The organism is Kosakonia sp. H7A (genome assembly GCF_003028445.1).
GTDB classification, from domain to species: domain Bacteria; phylum Pseudomonadota; class Gammaproteobacteria; order Enterobacterales; family Enterobacteriaceae; genus Kosakonia; species Kosakonia radicincitans.
Genome location: NZ_PYTZ01000001.1, coordinates 1608733 through 1626424, shown reverse-complemented (window position 1 = coordinate 1626424; position 17692 = coordinate 1608733). Strand labels below are relative to the sequence as shown.

Genomic DNA, 17692 nt, shown 5'->3' with positions numbered 1-17692 from the left:
ATCATTAACAATGCGCCAGAAGGTGATGGCGTTCCACCTTACCCAACCGCTTCCTGGAGAAGCTGATGACGCCTGATATGACTCTTAAATGGAGGCATGTCGGGCGTTTTTCTTTATGTCCCTCCCGCATGCCTCAACGTGATGTATTGATGAGGAAAAACATGCTGAAGTCTTTATTTGCCGTCATTGTGGGTGGTTCCGCAGGCTGCGTTATCCGCTGGCTGCTCTCTCTACGTTTAAATGCGCTTTTTCCCAATCTGCCGCCGGGTACGCTGCTGGTTAACCTGCTGGGTGGCATGATCATTGGTGGCGCGCTGGCGTTCTTTACGCGCCAGCCGCATCTCGATCCCACCTGGCGATTGCTGATCACCACGGGCCTGTGCGGCGGCATGACAACTTTTTCAACCTTCTCGCTGGAGATTTTCGCGCAGTTGCAAACGGGAAATTATCTGTGGGCAATGACCTCCGTGCTGGTGCACGTACTGGGCTCGTTGCTGATGACGGCGCTGGGTTTTACGCTGATTAACGCACTGTATTGAGACTGTATGCAGGGGAAGGTAAATATCTTCCCCTCTCTTTAACCGTAAAAATACCAGGACTATTGGCAACATTTTTATTTTAATCTTGCGAAGATGTTTTTTCCTATTTTTTTAATGGCGCTATGAGTGAGTATTGACTAATGCCACTAAATAAGCAGAATTAGGAACATTGACGCAACGGACATGCACGATATAGCCCGTAATAATTATTAAGAATAAGCGCTTTAGCAATATCAGTTGGTGGAAAAATCTGATAGCAGAAAATATTATATTTTTGATTTTTTTGTTTTATTTGGCTTGCCGGGAAACGGTAAGCCAGAACGGTTTGCAGGCCAGGTTTTTCGCCATTCACATGTGAGTCTGGAGTGGTTGATGGGCAAAGAGCAAGAGAGTTACGGAATGCACGATTTTTTCAGAGGTGACACTTCTGGCCATGAAATGATTGAGCGCTATACGTATGTGAAAATTATTAATTTTGATGCGACTGACACGATTAATTTTGAGTTTTCGCCGTATCAAAAATATTTTATTTCAATTATGGCGAATCGCAAACCACCTGCCGAAAATAGCACTCAATAACTTCCATTACTGAATGTAAAAATAAATTTACTGGCAGTGCAGCGAACGCTCAATGTACTGCCCGTAATTGAATGAAAAACCCGAAAAAAGAACCCTCAGACACAGGAAATCCGCTCTGTGTCTGAAGGCATGCAAGTGCATCTTCGTTACTAACAATGAGCGTGCTAACAAATTGTAAAACGATGATCAGAATATCCCTGTAAAACAGGGATTTGTAATGAAAATAAAAGATCTTTGTGAATGAATATTTTCATCGTTAACACATTGAAATTATTGATAATCTGAACATATTTCATCCATTCTGACGTTTGAAACCCTGGTGTCGCATTTGCAGCCGCCCCTTGCGGGCGGCTTTTTTTTACCTGCTAAAACTTTTTATTGGTCGCAATGCGCATCATCAATGACTGCCTGCGCAGCTTGACGCTTAATCGCTTTTTTTCTCTACGTGCCCGAGCGGTTTTTCCGGGAAGCAGTAGTCGCGCACGCGGCGTTTTAACTCTGCAGCATCGGGAAAACCGCCTTCCTGCTTACGATCCCAGATGACTGTGCCATCGATATCAATCACAAAAATTCCGCCTGTGCCGGGGATCAGACGCACCGATCCGAGATCGGTACTGAACGTATGTAGCAGTTCTTGCGCCATCCAGCTGGCGCGCAGCATCCAGTTACACTGCGAGCAATAATGTAAAGTAATCGCCGGTTTGTTCATTTTCTCGTCCCTCCAAAAGGCGAATCAGAGAGCAAAGTGTATGCAAAGTGCGGACACAAAGGTGAGTAGTTTATGAATTCATTGCAAGTGATAATCATTATCATTACTATCTGGACTCATAACATAACGATAACCTGCATTTTTGTCCTGACGTATTCTCGTTTCGTGGAACGACTGGAAGTAAGACGTGAGCCTGATACTAATAAATTCTAAGGCTTACAAAATATTATGTGTAAATCGCAACTTTCTCCGCGTCGCTTCAGGAAGCGCGTGGTGGTGACTTCATTACTCGCAGCCCTGTATCAGAACACCGCGCTGGCAGCGGATACCGATACCTCGACGACTACCGCAACGAATGCGAAACAGGATACGGCCGAACAGATGGTCGTTACGGCGCCTGCACCGGTGCTGAAAGCAGGAAGTAGCCATTCCGTTAGCGCACAGGATTTACAAAACAAAGGCGCGAAAGATTTCGGCTCTATCATGCGTTACGAGCCGCTGATTAGCGCGACCGGCGCAAGCGGCGGTTCTGGTAACGGCAAAAGTGGTTTTGACCGTGGTGGTTACACCGGTTACAACATTCGCGGCCTGGAAAGTAACCGCGTGGGAATTGATGTTGATGGCATTCCGCAGCCGGATGCAACCGGCCGTAGCTACGTCAGCCGCGCGGGCCTGAACACCTTCGGCATTGGCCGTGACTATATCGATCCGTACATGTACGGCAATGTGGATATTCAGTCCGGCGCGACGCCCACCGATCAAGCAAACACCTCGATTGGCGGCAACGTCTCCTTCCGCCCGAAATCACCGGACGATTATCTGCACCCGGGTAAAAACAGCTACTTTGGTTACCAGAGCGATTATGACTCCGCCGATCGTAGCTGGCACAACGGCGTGACCGGCGCGGCAGGGGATGAAACCCTGCGCGGTATCTTTGTTTATAGCCGCCGCGATGGTCAGCAAACCCGCAACAACAGCGGCTCCATTGATGCGTACCCGGCGAACTGGCACTCCGATGCGGTGATGGCCTCCGGTATCTGGCAGCCAAACGATGAGCATAAACTGACCGGTACGCTGGATTACTACCACAAAACCAATCACACCCATTACGACTCATGGAACAGCAGCGGCAGCACCATCCTCGGCGACGCACAGCAAACCAGCCAGACCCGCCGCTGGGGCGTCAGCCTGAAAGATGACTGGACGCCAATGAACGACTGGCTGGACAGCATGTCCAGCAAAGTTTATTACCAGCACACCGAAGCGCATGACCGCACTTACATGCCGGACAGCACCACCGCCACCATGGAAACGGTGTACTCCAATTACGATACCGATACCTGGGGCATACAGAATGTGCTGGCGAAAACCCTTGGCCGCCACGATCTGAGCGCCGGTTTCAACGCCAGCACCACCAAAACCAAGCGTCCGTTTAACCAGTCGCCGGTGCCGAGTATCTACAGCGAAATCATGCAGCCGGAAGCGGACAGCAAAAGTTACACGCTGGGCGCATTCGTGCAGGATCAGATTAACTTCGATGCAGATGGCCACCATTTCGCCATCATTCCTGGCGCACGCGTTGTTCATCAATCAATGAAACCGGATAACCTCTCCAGTCTGACGACCAACAGCACCGCGCTGGATGAGTCCGAAGTCTCCACCCTGTACGGGAAAAATTCCGACACCCAACTGTTGCCGTCGTTAACCTTCCAGTACGACATTACGCCGCGCCTGATGACCTACCTGCAATACAAACGCGGTGCCGAGTTCCCGAATGCCAGCCAGCTTTACGGCTCCTGGAACCTGGGTTCCAGCTATGCGGGTCGCCAGCAGTATGCGCTGATCGGCAACACTGATCTGAAAACCGAAACCAGCAATAACGTTGAATGGGGCATGAAAGGGGAGGTCACCGAAGGCGTTACGCTGCATACCGCGCTGTTCTACAACAGCTACAAAAACTTTATCGCATATACCCGTTATACGCGTGCCAATAACCCGGATAAATTCACCAACGTTCCGTCGAACATCTACACCACTTATCAGGCGGAAAACCGTGATAAAGCCTTTATCTACGGCGGCGAAATCAGCGCGAAATTTAACTTTGGCACCTGGTTTGAGCAGGTCGATGGTCTGAGCGCCACGCTGGCTTACGGTTACACCGAAGGGAAATCGAAATCCAGCTATATGGGCGACAAATACATCGATCTCGACAGCGTCGCGCCGATGAAAGCGATCGTGGGTGTCGCCTGGGACGATCCGGCGAAACGCTACGGTACTGCGCTGACAGCCACCTTTGTGAAAGGTAAACGCGCCACCGCCACCAGCCGCGAGTCTTACACCAATACCGGCTCCGCGATTAATGACTCCAGCACCGAGTATATGCGCGTGCCGGGTTACGGCCTGCTGGACTGGACGGCCTACTGGCGAGTGGCGAAACACGTGAAGATCAACGGCGGCGTTTACAACATTACCGACCGCAAATACTGGGACTACCTGAGCAGCCGCACCCTCGAAGAGTCCACCAATCAGGATGCCTACGACAAAGCGCTGGCCGTCATGCCGGGCCGTACCTGGCAACTGGGCGTCAACGTCGATTTCTGATCGCGCATGCGGTCCAGGTCTTCATCCCCCGGTATCGCTGCCGGGGTTTTTAACATGATAAAGGAAGCGAATGCTATGCCTGTTTCGTCAAACGATTTTCTCGCAATTTGGCAGCAATATCAGACAATTAAATCGCAGGAACCTGCTAAGTATGCCCGCGATATCGCCACCGGCATGGCGATCAGTGAAGCCGAATTAACCCAATCACGCGTCGGGCATGATGCCGTGCGCCTGAACGACGATATGCGCGGGCTTCTCGCCGCGCTGGAACTCGTCGGTGACACCAAATGCATCTGCCGCAACGAGTATGCGGTGCATGAACAGATGGGCCGTTTCACCAACCTGCATATCGGCGAACACGCCGGGCTGGTGCTCAACCCGCGCGCGCTCGATCTGCGCCTGTTTATTAATCAGTGGGCCAGCGCCTTTAGCCTGCGTGAGCAAAGCCCGCGCGGCGAACATCAAAGCATTCAGTTCTTCGACCAGCAGGGCGATGCGGTGCTGAAAGTCTACGCCAGCGAACAGACCGATATGGCGGCGTGGAACGAGGTGGTGACCCGTTTCACGGCGCAGGCCGATCTGCCGTTAGCAATTAGCAAAGCGGTTGCCGAACCGCACGCTGAAAGCGCCGATGGCGTCGCGCTGGATCAGGCATGGCGGGCGATGACCGATGTCCATCAGTTCTTCGGCCTGCTGAAAAAACATAACCTCTCGCGCCAGCAGGCGTTTCGCCTGGTGGGAGACGATCTGGCCTGCCAGGTCAGCAACGACGCACTGCCGCGCCTGCTGGAGACGGTGTTACAGCAAGGCAATGAAATCATGATCTTCGTCGGCAACCGCGGCTGTGTGCAGATCTTCACCGGCGCGCTGGAGACGCTGACGCCGATGAAAGGCTGGATCAACATCTTCAACGAACACTTCACGCTGCACCTGCTTGAGAGAGGGATCGCCGAAAGCTGGGTCACCCGTAAACCAACCGCCGAGGGGCATGTCACCAGCCTTGAACTGTTCGCTGCCGATGGTACGCAAATCGCGCAGCTTTACGGCCAGCGTAGCGAAGGGCAGCCGGAACAGAGCCAGTGGCGCAGGCAAATTGATGCGTTGTGCAACGAAGGACAAACCGCATGAAAAAATTACTGATGCTGCTGGCGGCGCTGCCGCTGATGGCGAGTGCCGCTGCGGAAAGAGTGGTGACGCTCGGCGGTGATGTCACCGAAATCGTCTACGGGCTGGGCGCACAGTCGCAGCTGGTGGGGCGCGACACCACCAGCACTTGGCCGCCGGAGGTGAGCAAACTGCCGGATGTTGGTTATGTCCGCCAGCTCAACGCCGAAGGCATCCTGTCGCTGCGCCCGACCATCGTGCTGGCCAGCGAACAGGCGCAGCCGTCGACGGTGTTGCAAAACGTCGCCGGGAACAACGTCAAAGTGATCCCGGTTCCGGGCGGATATACACCTGCAGCCATTGATAACAAAGTGGCGGTGATTGCCGCCGCGCTCGGTAAAACTGCCGAAGGCGAACAGTTGCGGCAAAAAGTGGCGGCGCAAATCGCCGCGCTACCGAAAACGGCGCTCAATAAGCGGGTGCTGTTTCTGTTAAGCCACGGCGGGATGGGCACGATGGTTGCCGGGCAGGAGACGGCGGCAGACGGCGCGATCCGCGCGGCGGGTTTACAGAATGCGATGCAAGGCTTTGCCCACTATCGCGCTCTTTCGCAGGAAGGGGTGATAGCGAGTCAGCCGGATCTGATTGTCATCTCCGCCGATGGCGTGAAAAGCATGGGCGGCGAAGCGAACCTGTGGAAGTTGCCAGGCCTGGCGCAGACGCCCGCCGGACGGCATAAACAGTTGCTGATTGTCGATGATATGGCGCTGCTCGGCTTTGGTCTGCGCACGCCGCAGGCGCTGCGGGATCTGCGTAAAAAAGCGGAGCAATTACCCTGATGAGCCGCGCTGTTATTCGCGCGCTGTGGGGAATGCTGTTGCTGCTGCTCGGGTTGACGTTTCTGGCGAGCACGCAGGGTGCCATGCATCTGCCGCTCACCAGTTTGTGGCAGGCGGGCGACGAAGGTCTGCGCCAAATCTGGCTGACCATTCGCCTGCCGCGCGTGCTGTTGGCGCTGGTGGTCGGCGCGGCGCTGGCGCTCTCCGGCTGCGTGATGCAGGGATTGTTTCGCAACCCGCTCGCCGACCCTGGTTTGCTGGGGATCAGCAGCGGCAGCGCGCTGGCGGTGGCCTGCTGGCTGGTATTGCCGCTGCCGGTGCCTGCGCTGGTGGCGCTCTACGCACCGATGGTGGCGGCCTTTATCGGTAGCCTGGCGGTGATGGTGGTGATCTTCCTGCTCAGCAAAGCTCGCGACAACACGCTGTCGCGCTTGCTGCTGGTCGGCATCGCCATTAACGCCCTGTGCGGCGCGGCTGTCGGGGTGCTCTCCTGGCTGAGTAATGACGCTCAGCTTCGCCAGCTTTCGCAGTGGGGAATGGGCAGCCTTGGCCAGGCGCAGTGGTCTACGTTTACCATCGCCGCCACGCTGATTGTGCCGTCATCGCTGGTGGTGTGGCGCGTTGCCCGTCAGCTCAATCTGCTGCAACTGGGCGATGAAGAGGCGCACTATCTCGGCGTCAACGTTCCGGCGCTGCAACGGGTGATGCTGCTGTGCAGCGCGCTGCTGGTGGCAGCATCGGTCGCCATCAGCGGGATCATCGGTTTTCTCGGCCTGGTGGTGCCGCACCTGATGCGCATGTGGCTGGGGCCGGATCATCGTGCGCTGGTGCCCGGTTCTCTGCTAGCCGGGGCGATACTGCTGCTGATTGCCGATACCGCCGCCCGTACGCTGGTGGCACCGGCGGAGATGCCGGTAGGGCTGATTACCAGCCTGCTCGGCGCACCGTGGTTTTTATGGCTGATTTTTCGACAACGAGGAGCCGCGCATGGATAACACCTTAACCGCCGCGCATTTGCGCCTGCAACGCGGGCAGCGCTGGGTGATTGATGATGTGTCGTTAACGCTGAACGGCGGTGAACTGGTGGCGCTGATTGGCCCGAATGGCGCGGGAAAATCAACGCTGCTGCGGTTGCTGACCGGTTATCTGCCCGCCGATGCGGGTACGTGTCAACTGGCCGGGCGCGCACTGGCTCAGTGGCCGGCAGAGACGCTCTCCCGCCGTCGGGCGGTGATGCTGCAACAAACGCAGTTGCGGTTTGACTGGCCAGTGGCGGCGATTGTTGCGATGGGGCGCGCGCCGTGGGGATCGCAGCGCGAAGCCGACGTTGTGCGTGAAGTGTTGACGCTGACTGGCTGCGATGAGCTTGCGCATCGGCGCTATGCCACGCTCTCCGGCGGCGAGCAACAGCGCGTGCAACTGGCGCGCTGCCTGGCGCAACTGTGGCGCGACAGCGCGCCGGAAGGCTGGCTGTTTCTCGACGAACCCACATCGGCGCTGGATCTTTACCACCAGCAACAGTTGCTGCGGCTGCTGAAAAAGCTCATCGCCAGCGGCAAATTACATGTCTGCGTGGTGCTGCACGATCTGAATCTGGCGGCACTGTGGGCCGATCGTATTCTGCTGTTGCATAAGGGAAGGCTGGTGGCGCAGGGTTCGCCGCAGCAGGTGATCCAGACGCCGGTGATTGCGCAGTGGTACGGTGCCGATGTGCAGGTGAGTGCGCATCCAGGCGGCGATGCGCCGCACGTTTTCCTCTGCGCATAAACCGCCCGGCGGCGTGCCGGGATCAGGGTTGAGTGGGAAAGGGTGTTAACTGGCGGAAGGTGTTGAGCAGCCCTTCAGACCAGGCTTTGCGGATGGCAATAAAATAGGGATCGCTTTCAATAATCCGTTGCTGTTCGCGGGCGTGAAAACTTTCGCGGCGGTAGATCATCACATCCAGCGGCATGCCGACGGAGAGATTGCTGCGCAGCGTGGAGTCGATCGAGATCAGCGCGCAGCACATCGCCTGCTCCAGCGGCGTATCTGGCGTTAACACCCGATCGATAATCGGTTTACCGTACTTGCTTTCGCCAATCTGGAAGTAGGGCGTGTCGTTGGTCGACTCGATAAAATTCCCTTCCTGATAGATATGAAACAGCCGGTGCTCTTCGTTGCCAATCTGCCCGCCCAGCAGCATATTACAGCCAAAGTTGGTGTTGCTACCGTTTTGCTGCGCCTTGCTGTCGCGGTGGATAACTTCCCGCACCGTTTCGCCGATCAGCGTTGCGGCGTCGTACATGGTTTCGGCCTGCATCAGGTTGGGCGTCTGCTGGCTCTCAATACGCGAGGTCAGCAGACTGATAATGCTCTGCGTGGTTGCCAGATTACCGGCGGACTGGATCACCAGTACCCGTTCGCCTTCACGCTGAAAAACGTGAAGTTTTTTGAACGTCGCAATGTGATCGACGCCCGCATTGGTCCGGGAGTCAGAAGCGAAGACCAGCCCGTCGCACAGACGCATGGCCACACAGTAGGTCATTACCTCACCTTTCTACATAACAGTTAACGCTATTGCTGCTGAACCTGTTGCTGCTGTTGCGTAAACAGATTCACTTCAGCGGTGGAAAACAGCTCTTCGCAGCCGCCGCCCAAACGGCTGCCGCGCACCGGGCAGGCATCCAGATAATCCATCCCCACCGCCAGCCGCAGATGCTGGTTGAGCAGGCGGGTATTGTTGGTGATATCAAAACTGTGCCAGCGGTCGTTGATCCAGGCTTCCGCCCAGGCATGCATCGCCACGTGCTCGGTATCCCGGCTATAGACATAACCGCTGACATAGCGCGCCGGGATCTTCAGGCTACGGCAGCAGGCCAGAAACACATGGGTATGATCCTGGCAGACGCCTTTCCCTTTGGCGAATGCGTCCGCTGCGCTGTCCTGCACATGCGTCGCGCCGGGAGTATACGGCATTTTTAGCTGTAATTCCGCCATCAGCGATGTGAGGCTCTCTTCGGGCGCTGCTTCCCGGTAATAGCGGCTGGCAAAACCGCGGATCAGATCGTCCGCTTCCGTCAGCGGCGTGACGCGTAAAAAGACCAGCGGCGACAACGTTTCATCGCTGTTATCCTGGCTCTCTTCCACATTATCGGCGATTTCCACCACCCCTTGAGCGTGGATAAAAATCTCCTGGTGCGGGCTGTCCAGCGTCAGCACATGCATCAGGTTGCCATAAGCATCATGGGTGGCGACGGCCGAGGCGGGCAGCGTCAGTTTCCACTCGCTAACCTGCTGGCGCGCGGAGTTTTGCGGCGTTAGCCGCAGATACTGGGTGCTGAATTTCACCTCTTCATCGTACTGGTAATGCGTTAAATGGTTGATGCTGAGTTTCATATCGCCTCCAGATAAGTCTGGCGAATGCTATCGGCCAGTTCGTTAATTTGGGTGAGGAAGTGGTTCAGCCAGTTTTGCAGCCCCTGATTCATTACCTCGTCGAGGGAACCAAAGCGCAGTTCCACATGCAGCAGGTGCGCCCGGCGCAGCGGAACATGCGCCCGCGTATTACCGATCATCTCCAGTTGCTGTACCAGATCCGCCACACAGGCATGCAGCGAACGGGGCACATCATTACGGAACACCAGCAGTTCGCTGACGGTTTCCCGGCTGATCGGCTGGCGGTAAATACTGTGATAGGCCTCGCGGGCGCTCACCGCGCGCAGCAGGGTGTCGAGGCGATAATATTCACGCACTGGATCCGGATCGTTGTTCAGTTGCTGATCTTTAAGCGCCAGCAGTTGGGCGGTGGCGTAGGCGCGCTCAATCAGCGTACCGACACGAATAAAACACTGCGCATCGTTGCGCAACAACGTGCCGAACATCGCGCCGCGAAACAGATGCGAGCGCTCTTTCACCCAGTCAAAAAAGGTATCAATACCGATTTTATCCACCCCGGACTGACGCAGATTGCGGATGTCGATACGCGTGGTGTTGATGCACTCCCACACTTCCGATGACAGGCTGCCGCGTACCGCATGGGCGTTATTCCACGCCATTTCAATACAGCTATAAATGCTGCTCGGGTTGTGGCTATCAAGGGCGAAGAAGTTCAGCAGGTTGTTCATGGAAAAGCGGGCGTAACGCTGCTGAAACAGCTCATGGGAAAAGGTGAGATTGAGCGGCAGCGCCAAATCGTGTTGCTGCTGGCGGTGGCGCGGCATCATTGACAGCTTCCAGGTAACATCCAGCACCCGGGCAAAGCTCTCTGCCCGCTCCAGGTAGCGGGCCATCCAGTACAGTTCGCTGGCTGTGCGGCTTAGCATCATTCATCCTCCTCCATCACCCAGGTATCTTTGGTGCCGCCGCCCTGCGACGAGTTCACCACCAGCGAACCTTCGTTCAGCGCCACGCGCGTCAGGCCGCCAGGCACCAGGCGAACCTCTTCGCCGGAGAGCACAAACGGGCGCAGATCGATATGGCGCGGCGCCAGTCCCTCTTCGACAAAGGTCGGGCAGGTGGAGAGCGCCAGCGTCTCCTGGCCAATATAGTTGCCGGGGTTCGCCAGCAGCCGCTTGCGGAAATCCTCAATCTGCTGGCGGGTCGATTTCGGGCCGACCAGCATGCCGTACCCGCCCGCACCGTGAACCTCTTTCACCACCATGCTGTCGAGATGGGCCAGCACATAGTTAAGATCGTCGGGCTTGCGGCACTGCCAGGTGGCGATATTGCCGAGAATCGGCTCCTCGCTGAGGTAGAAGCGGATCATGTCCGGCACATAGGGGTAAATGGATTTATCATCGGCCACGCCGGTGCCAATCGCGTTCGCCAGCACCACGCCGCCCGACCGGTAGACCGACAGCAGGCCCGGAACACCGAGCATCGAATCGGCGCGAAACGCCAGCGGATCGAGAAACGCATCGTCAATGCGGCGGTAGATGACATCCACCCGGCACGGGCCTTCAGTGGTGCGCATATAGACCGCGCCGCCTTTGACGAACAAGTCGGCGCTTTCTACCAGCTCAACACCCATCTGCTGTGCCAGAAAACTGTGCTCAAAATAGGCGCTGTTAAAACGCCCTGGCGTCATCACCACCACCGTGGGATCGTCCACCGGGGTACTTTCACGCAGGGTTTGCAGCAGGTAGCCGGGGTAGCGCTCCACCGGCGCAATATGCTGGCTGGCGAAGAGATCCGGGTAGAGGCGCATCATCATCTTGCGGTTCTCCAGCATATAGGAGACGCCGGACGGGGTGCGCAGGTTATCTTCCAGCACGTAATAGCGGCCATCGCTGTTACGTACCATGTCGATACCGGTGATGTGAGCGTAAATATTGTTATGCAGATCCACGCCCTGCATGCAGGGCTGGTACTGCTCGTTCGCCAGAACCTGCTCGCGCGGAACAATACCGGCGTTGAGGATATTTTGCTGATGGTAGATATCGTACAGGAAAGCGTTCAGCGCTTTGACGCGCTGGCGGATGCCTTGATCGAGAGTGCGCCACTCATGGGCCGGGATAATCCTCGGTACGCTGTCAAAGGGGATCAGGCGTTCGGTGCCTCCCTCTTCACCATAAACGTTGAAGGTAATGCCCACCCGGTGAAATAACAGTTCTGCCTGTTCTTTCTTTTGATGGATGGCGTGCTGGTCGGTCTGTTGAAGCCACTGCCACCAGGCATCGTAATGCTGGCGTTGACTGCCCTCTGCGCTGAGCATCTCATCGTAGTAAGGTGCTGTCGGAAGCGTTATTTTTATCATTGTCATCCCCTGCATTGCGCGTGTGAAGATTCTGTAAAAATGCAGAAAGCATGCCAGCATGGCTGGCAATGCGTTTTCGTGGTGAGTACAGGCGCAAATGCACCATTTTGAGGCGAAGCGCAGCGGCAGCGCGCTAAAGTGGTGTGAAGATAAGCGTAGCAGAACCTTTGCTAACGGCGTTTCTCGGCCGTCGGGCTGACCACCAGCCATACTGCCAGGCAGACAATCAGCGCGCCGATAAGAAACCCACCGTTCAGCGTTTCGCCCAGCACGAGGTAGCCCCACAGCACGGCAAACGGCGGGATAAGAAAGGTAACAGTCAGGCTGCGCAGCGGCCCGATATCGGCAATCAGGCGAAAATAGAGAATATATGCCACGGCGGTACAAAGCAGGCCCAGTGCCAGCACGCAGGCCCACACGGACGGCTGCGCCCAGTTGATGGTTGCGCCGCTGCCAATCGACCAGGCGCAGAACGGCAGTAAAAACAGCGTGGCGCCCGCCTGGCTACCGAAGGCGACCAGCGTCGGTTCCAGACCGCCGCGCGCCGTTATCCAGTGGCGGGTGAGAAAACCGGCAATGCCATAGCAGCCGGTCGCCACCAGGCATGCCGCTACGCCAGCGGCGACTTCCTGCACGTTGCGCATTTCGCCGAGCGTGGTGATAGTCAAAATCCCCACCAGCCCGAGCACAACGCCCGCCCACTTTTTCCCGCTCAGGTGTTCGCCAAAAAACGCCACGCCCGCCAGCGCGCCCATCAACGGCGTGGTGGCATTGAGAACAGCGGAATACCCGGCAGGCAGCCAACGCGCGGCCAGGCAGTACATCAGAAACGGCAGCCCGGAGTTAATCACCCCAAGCAGCAAAGCCGCGCGCAGCTTACCGGAAAATTGAAACGCGCGGCGAAACAGCGCCAGCAGTGCCGCCAGGCCAAGAAAGCCAAACAGTACGCGGAGAAAAGCGGTGTTAATGGCACCGAATTCCGGTGCGGCAATCCGCATAAACAGAAAGCTCGCGCCCCAGATGGCCGCCAGCATCATTAATCTCAGGTAATCAATGGCCCGCATTGTGCAACTCCTTGTGTTGCGTTTTTAACTAAAAATGTTTTACCCCGGTGGCATCAGGCTGACAAACCAGCATTTTTGCTACAGTTTAGTTGCACTTAATTATGCGGAGAGCCGCGATGACCCTACCGCCCCTGCAGGCGTTAATCTGTTTTGCTACCGTCGCCCGACATATGAGTATGAAAGCGGCGGCCGAGGAGTTATGCATTACCGCCAGTGCCGTGAGCCAGCAAATCGCCAGGCTTGAGGCGTGGCTGAATGTCCGGTTGTTTATGCGCGGGCCGCGCTTTCTGGCGCTGACGGCGGAAGGGCACATTTACTTGCGCGCTATTCAGCCTGCGTTTAACCAGATATCACAGGCCACGCAGCGGCTAATGGATAACGCCTGCCAGAGCAAAGTCACCGTCAGTTGCACGCCCGGCTTCGCCATTCAGTGGTTGTTGCCGCGATTGGGCGCTTTCGAAAAACTGCATCCCGGCGTGGAGGTGCAGATTAATACCACTAACCGGGTGGTCAATCTGAGCAATGAAGGGATCGATTTTGCCGTACGTCACGGCGCGGGTGTGTATCCGGGGCTTCAGTCGCACTGTCTGGTGAACGACCATCTGTTGCCGGTGTGCAGCCCGGCGCTGCTGGCGGAAAACCGTCCCGCTTCGCCGCGCGAATTACTGAATTACCCGCTGCTGCATGATGAACACCGGCTGGACTGGCGTTTGTGGTTCGACACGCAGGGCATACATGATGTGGATACCGATAAAGGCCCGGTATTTATCGATTCAAACGGTGTGATTGAAGCCGCACTGGCGGGCAGGGGCGTTGCGCTGGTGCGCCGGGTACTGGTGGCGGAGGCATTAAGCCGTGGGCGTTTGATCTGCCCGCTGGCCATTACCGTCGCTTCACCGATTGCCTATTACCTGGTGTACGACGAATCCGCCGTATTACAGCGGATGAGCCGGGATTTTCGCGACTGGCTGCTGGCAACGGCGGCCTCCGAGGAGCATCGCTGGCCGCAACCGTGATCGCACCGCCATGCCCGACAGCGCGAAGGCTTATCGGGCATGGCATTTATCGCGCCGGGTAAGGCGAAGCCGCTACCCGGCATCAAGCCACGAATAGAGTTTACCCGCCGAGATACATCTTTTTCACTTCCGGGTTGGCGAGCACCTCCTGCGCCGCGCCGGAAAGTACAATCTTGCCATTCTCCAGCACATAAGCGCGATCGGCGATGGTCAGCGCCGCGGTGGCGTTTTGCTCTACCAGCAGAATGGTGATGTTCTCTTCGCGCAACTGACGGATGGTGGTAAACAGCTCGCCCACCACTTTCGGAGCCAGACCGAGGCTTGGCTCATCCAGCATCAACAACACCGGCTCACTCATCAATGCGCGGGCGATCGCCAGCATCTGCTGCTCACCGCCGCTCATGGTGCCCGCCATCTGTTTACGCCGCTCCTTCAGGCGCGGGAACAGGGTAAACATGCGGTCCCGCAGGCGGGTGAAGTTTGCGAGGTTGTTATACGCCCCCATGCGCAGGTTTTCTTCGATGGTCAGGTTGGTGAAGATTTTGCGGCCTTCCGGCACCAGCGCCAGCCCTTTACGCACGATATGGTGCGTCTGGCTGCGCGAGATATCTTCATTGAGGAAATTCACCGTCCCGGTTGAGCGCACCAGGTTGATGATGCCGTTCAGCGTCGAGGTTTTTCCCGCGCCGTTGCTGCCAATCAGCGTCACAATTTCGCGGTCGTTGATCTCAATATCAACGCCTTTCAGCCCCTGAATGACGCCGTAAAATACCTTTAACTCGCGGGCGCTAAGCATAACGTACCTCCCCCAGGTAGGCGGAGATCACCTCCGGATGTTGGATCGCCTCAGACATCAGCCCGCTAAACAGCGGTTTGCCATACTCCAGCACCATTACCCGTTCGCACAATGCGTTGACGAAAGGCATGTCATGTTCAATGAGCAGCACGCTCAGTTGATAATCCTTGCGCATGCGGAAAATCAGCCCGGCCAGATCTTCCGTCTCTTTCGGGTTCATCCCGGCGGCGGGCTCATCCAGCAACAGCAGTTGCGGCGCCGTTGCCAGCGCGCGGGCAATCTCCACTTTACGCTGGTTGCCGTAACTCAAATTGGTGGCCTGCAAATCGGCGTACTCGGCAATGCCGATATACTCCAGCAGTTCCATCGCTTTTGCCCGCGCGGCGCGTTCAGCCGGGAAGTAGCGGCCAATATGCAACGCCGCTTCCAGCAGCGAATAGCGGCTGGCGTGATCCAGCCCGACCATCACGTTTTCCAGCACCGTCATGGAGTTAAACAGGCGGATATTCTGGAAGGTTCGCGCAATACCGGCATTCACTACCTGGTTGGGCTTCAGCCCTTTGATCGATTTCCCCGCCAGCGTCACGCTGCCGCTGGTTGGTTTGTAGTTCGCAGTGATGACGTTAAACAGCGTGGTTTTCCCTGCGCCATTGGGGCCGATAAGGCCGAAAATCTCCGCTTCATCGACATGAAAACTGACGTTGTCGATGGCCCGCAACCCGCCGAACTGCATCACAATATCCTCGACTTGCAGGATGACGTTATTTGCTGTCATGACGGCTCCTTCTGCGCAACTGCCACAGCTCTTTTTTCCCCAGCAACCCTTCACGGGCGAACAACATAATCAGCAACAGCAGCAGTGAGAAGACCACCATCCGCAGCCCCGGATAAGAGCCAAGATCGTGACCGAACAGCGACAGCGGCTGGTCAAGGAAACGCAGCCATTCGCCGCTACCGACCACCACAATGGTGCCCAGTAGCGCGCCGGTGGTGCTGCCCAGACCGCCAAGTACAATAATGATCAGCAACTGGAAGGTGAGCATAAAGTCGAACAACCCCGGCGAGATCGTCGTCAGCAGCGAGGCCAGCAGGCCGCCGCCAATCCCTTCAAAAAAAGCGCTGGTGGCGAACGCGCAGGTTTTAATGCGGAAGGTATTGATGCCCATCGCAATCGCCGCATCTTCATCGTCGCGAATCGCCTTCATCATGCGACCGTACTTCGACCACACCAGTTGCAGGATCATCCCGGTTGCCGCCAGCGCGAACAGGCCGCACCAGAACAGCAGATGCGGCTGCTGGGGAATATCGTTCAGCCCAATCGCGCCGTTGGTGATTTGCGGGTTGTTAATGGCGAGGATCTTGATAATAAAACCGAAGCCAAGCGTGACAATCGCCAGATAGTCGCCGCGCACGCGGAAGACCGGAAACGCCAGACACACCGCCAGCACGGCCGCGCACACGCCGCTGATTAACAGCGCGGGCAGGAAGCTGGCGTGCAGCACCATAATAAACGGGCTGGGCGCCGCCATTTCGAACATATCCATTTTGCTGTCGCTGGAGAGAATAAACAGCGCGGTGACATATGCGCCAACGGCGACAAATCCGTTAGGCTCCAGCGAAAGCTGGCCGGTGACGCCGTTAATCAGGTTGTAGCTGACAGCGAGGATCATAAAGACAAAAACGGTGCTGATTACCCGCACAATGTAGTCGTTAAACAGCAGGTTAATCCCTGCCAGTAGCGCAATGGTGATAAGAATAATCAGCAGGTTACGCCCCTGCGCGGCAAGCGTCGTGGTCGGGTTCAACATCAGAAACGGCTCCTTTCCAGGCGTTCGTCACCCATGATGCCTACCGGGCGGAACAGCAAGACCAGAATCAAAAACATGAAAGCGAACGCGTCCTTATAGCCGCCAAGCTCGGGGAAAATGGCGACCGCGACCACTTCGGTAAAGCCGAGAATAAAGCCGCCGAGCACCGCGCCAGTGACGCTGCCAATACCGCCAAGCACCGCTGCCGCAAAGGCTTTCAGGCCAATTAGCACGCCCATTAACGGGTCAATGGTTGGGTAGCTGATGGAGTAAAACACGCCACCCAGCGCTGCGAGGCTGCTGCCGAGGGCAAACACCAGCGAGATAATGCGGTTCGCGTCGATGCCCATCAGCCGCACAGTATTAACGTCAAACGCCACTGCGCGGATCGCCATACCATAACGGGTGCGATAGAGCAGCCAGAGGATCGCCAGCAACAGCAGCACGGTGATCACCGGCACGATCCACGCCACGTTGGTAATGATGATGTGGCCGAAGGTCAGCGTTTTGTTGAAGTAGTCTGGCGCGGAGAAGAAGCGCGAACTGCCGCCAAACAGCACGTTGAACAGGTTTTCGAGAAAAAAACTGACGCCGATGGCGGTGATCAGCATCGAAATTTTCGATGCCTGACGCAGCGGGCGATAGGCGACCCGGTCAATGAACATGCCCAGCAGGCCGCACAAACCGAGGGTCAGAAAAATGGCTACCCCAAAGGGTAGCCCAATCGAGGAAAACAGAAACAGGGTGGCAAATGCGCCGACCATCATCACATCCGCGTGCGCGAAGTTGATCAGGCGCAGAACCCCGTAAACCATGGTGTAGCCGATAGCGATCAGGGCGTACATGCCGCCCAGACTCATGCCGTTGACTACCTGCTGGAGAAAAATGGCGCCATCCATTAAA

Annotated in this window: 18 protein-coding genes and 1 riboswitch; of the genes, 8 read left to right on the top strand and 10 right to left on the bottom strand. The window is 56.6% G+C overall.

Annotation, left to right across the window (positions count from 1 at the left end; translation table 11 throughout):
• Positions 1-12 precede the first annotated feature (12 nt).
• Positions 13-82, top strand: a riboswitch (Fluoride riboswitch).
• Between the two features lie 79 nt (positions 83-161).
• Complete coding sequence (gene crcB, locus CWM66_RS07565) at positions 162-539, top strand: fluoride efflux transporter CrcB (RefSeq protein WP_007373413.1); 378 nt, start codon at positions 162-164, stop codon at positions 537-539.
• 240 nt (positions 540-779) lie between these two features.
• Positions 780-1118: a hypothetical protein gene (locus CWM66_RS07560; protein ID WP_107146429.1), complete on the top strand. Its 339-nt coding sequence runs from the start codon at positions 780-782 to the stop codon at positions 1116-1118.
• A gap of 424 nt (positions 1119-1542) precedes the next feature.
• Here the strand turns inward: CWM66_RS07560 and CWM66_RS07555 are convergent, their stop codons facing one another.
• Positions 1543-1827, bottom strand: coding sequence for a SelT/SelW/SelH family protein (locus CWM66_RS07555; protein WP_007373416.1), 285 nt, complete (start codon positions 1825-1827; stop codon positions 1543-1545).
• Positions 1828-2055: 228 nt separating this feature from the next.
• On the opposite strand from CWM66_RS07555, the gene CWM66_RS07550 reads away from it, so the two are divergent.
• The 5 genes from CWM66_RS07550 to CWM66_RS07530 all read left to right on the top strand — a co-directional run bounded on the left by CWM66_RS07550 (position 2056) and on the right by CWM66_RS07530 (position 8138).
• The gene (locus CWM66_RS07550) at positions 2056-4428 is read left to right on the top strand and encodes a TonB-dependent receptor domain-containing protein (RefSeq protein WP_107146428.1); all 2373 of its coding nucleotides are present in this window, start codon (positions 2056-2058) and stop codon (positions 4426-4428) included.
• A gap of 75 nt (positions 4429-4503) precedes the next feature.
• Positions 4504-5556 (top strand): hemin-degrading factor, encoded by a 1053-nt coding sequence (locus CWM66_RS07545; RefSeq protein WP_107146427.1) that lies wholly within the window; start codon positions 4504-4506, stop codon positions 5554-5556.
• The gene (locus tag CWM66_RS07540; protein WP_107146426.1) at positions 5553-6371 is read left to right on the top strand and encodes a hemin ABC transporter substrate-binding protein; all 819 of its coding nucleotides are present in this window, start codon (positions 5553-5555) and stop codon (positions 6369-6371) included. The genes CWM66_RS07545 and CWM66_RS07540 overlap by 4 nt, the downstream gene beginning before the upstream one ends.
• Complete coding sequence (locus CWM66_RS07535; protein WP_007373420.1) at positions 6371-7366, top strand: iron ABC transporter permease; 996 nt, start codon at positions 6371-6373, stop codon at positions 7364-7366. The genes CWM66_RS07540 and CWM66_RS07535 overlap by 1 nt, the downstream gene beginning before the upstream one ends.
• The gene (locus CWM66_RS07530; protein ID WP_007373421.1) at positions 7359-8138 is read left to right on the top strand and encodes a heme ABC transporter ATP-binding protein; all 780 of its coding nucleotides are present in this window, start codon (positions 7359-7361) and stop codon (positions 8136-8138) included. The genes CWM66_RS07535 and CWM66_RS07530 overlap by 8 nt, the downstream gene beginning before the upstream one ends.
• Positions 8139-8160: 22 nt before the next feature.
• On the opposite strand, the gene CWM66_RS07525 is transcribed toward CWM66_RS07530, so the two are convergent.
• From CWM66_RS07525 to CWM66_RS07505, 5 genes are all read right to left on the bottom strand, one after another.
• Positions 8161-8895, bottom strand: a complete 735-nt coding sequence (locus CWM66_RS07525; protein ID WP_007373422.1) for a proteasome-type protease — start codon at positions 8893-8895, stop codon at positions 8161-8163.
• A 29-nt stretch (positions 8896-8924) separates the two neighbouring features.
• Positions 8925-9746 (bottom strand): transglutaminase family protein, encoded by an 822-nt coding sequence (locus CWM66_RS07520; protein WP_107146425.1) that lies wholly within the window; start codon positions 9744-9746, stop codon positions 8925-8927.
• Positions 9743-10672, bottom strand: a complete 930-nt coding sequence (locus CWM66_RS07515) for an alpha-E domain-containing protein (RefSeq protein ID WP_064569071.1) — start codon at positions 10670-10672, stop codon at positions 9743-9745. Before CWM66_RS07515 ends, CWM66_RS07520 begins: the two co-directional genes overlap by 4 nt.
• Positions 10672-12105: a circularly permuted type 2 ATP-grasp protein gene (locus tag CWM66_RS07510; RefSeq protein ID WP_007373425.1), complete on the bottom strand. Its 1434-nt coding sequence runs from the start codon at positions 12103-12105 to the stop codon at positions 10672-10674. The genes CWM66_RS07515 and CWM66_RS07510 overlap by 1 nt, the downstream gene beginning before the upstream one ends.
• A 170-nt stretch (positions 12106-12275) precedes the next feature.
• Entirely contained in the window at positions 12276-13169 is an 894-nt protein-coding gene (locus CWM66_RS07505; protein WP_107146424.1) for a DMT family transporter, read from the bottom strand.
• Between the two features lie 116 nt (positions 13170-13285).
• Here CWM66_RS07505 and gcvA point away from each other — a divergent pair, with 116 nt between their 5' ends.
• On the top strand, positions 13286-14185 hold the full coding sequence (gene gcvA / locus CWM66_RS07500; protein ID WP_090397484.1) for a transcriptional regulator GcvA: 900 nt from the start codon (positions 13286-13288) through the stop codon (positions 14183-14185).
• A 100-nt stretch (positions 14186-14285) separates the two neighbouring features.
• Here the strand turns inward: gcvA and CWM66_RS07495 are convergent, their stop codons facing one another.
• The 4 genes from CWM66_RS07495 to CWM66_RS07480 are packed head-to-tail and all read right to left on the bottom strand — an operon-like array spanning position 14286 to position 17688.
• On the bottom strand, positions 14286-14981 hold the full coding sequence (locus CWM66_RS07495; protein WP_043954714.1) for an ABC transporter ATP-binding protein: 696 nt from the start codon (positions 14979-14981) through the stop codon (positions 14286-14288).
• Complete coding sequence (locus tag CWM66_RS07490) at positions 14974-15756, bottom strand: ABC transporter ATP-binding protein (RefSeq protein ID WP_007373430.1); 783 nt, start codon at positions 15754-15756, stop codon at positions 14974-14976. Before CWM66_RS07490 ends, CWM66_RS07495 begins: the two co-directional genes overlap by 8 nt.
• On the bottom strand, positions 15743-16789 hold the full coding sequence (locus CWM66_RS07485; protein ID WP_007373431.1) for a branched-chain amino acid ABC transporter permease: 1047 nt from the start codon (positions 16787-16789) through the stop codon (positions 15743-15745). Before CWM66_RS07485 ends, CWM66_RS07490 begins: the two co-directional genes overlap by 14 nt.
• Positions 16789-17688, bottom strand: a complete 900-nt coding sequence (locus CWM66_RS07480; protein WP_007373432.1) for a branched-chain amino acid ABC transporter permease — start codon at positions 17686-17688, stop codon at positions 16789-16791. The genes CWM66_RS07485 and CWM66_RS07480 overlap by 1 nt, the downstream gene beginning before the upstream one ends.
• Between the last annotated feature and the right edge of the window lie 4 nt (positions 17689-17692).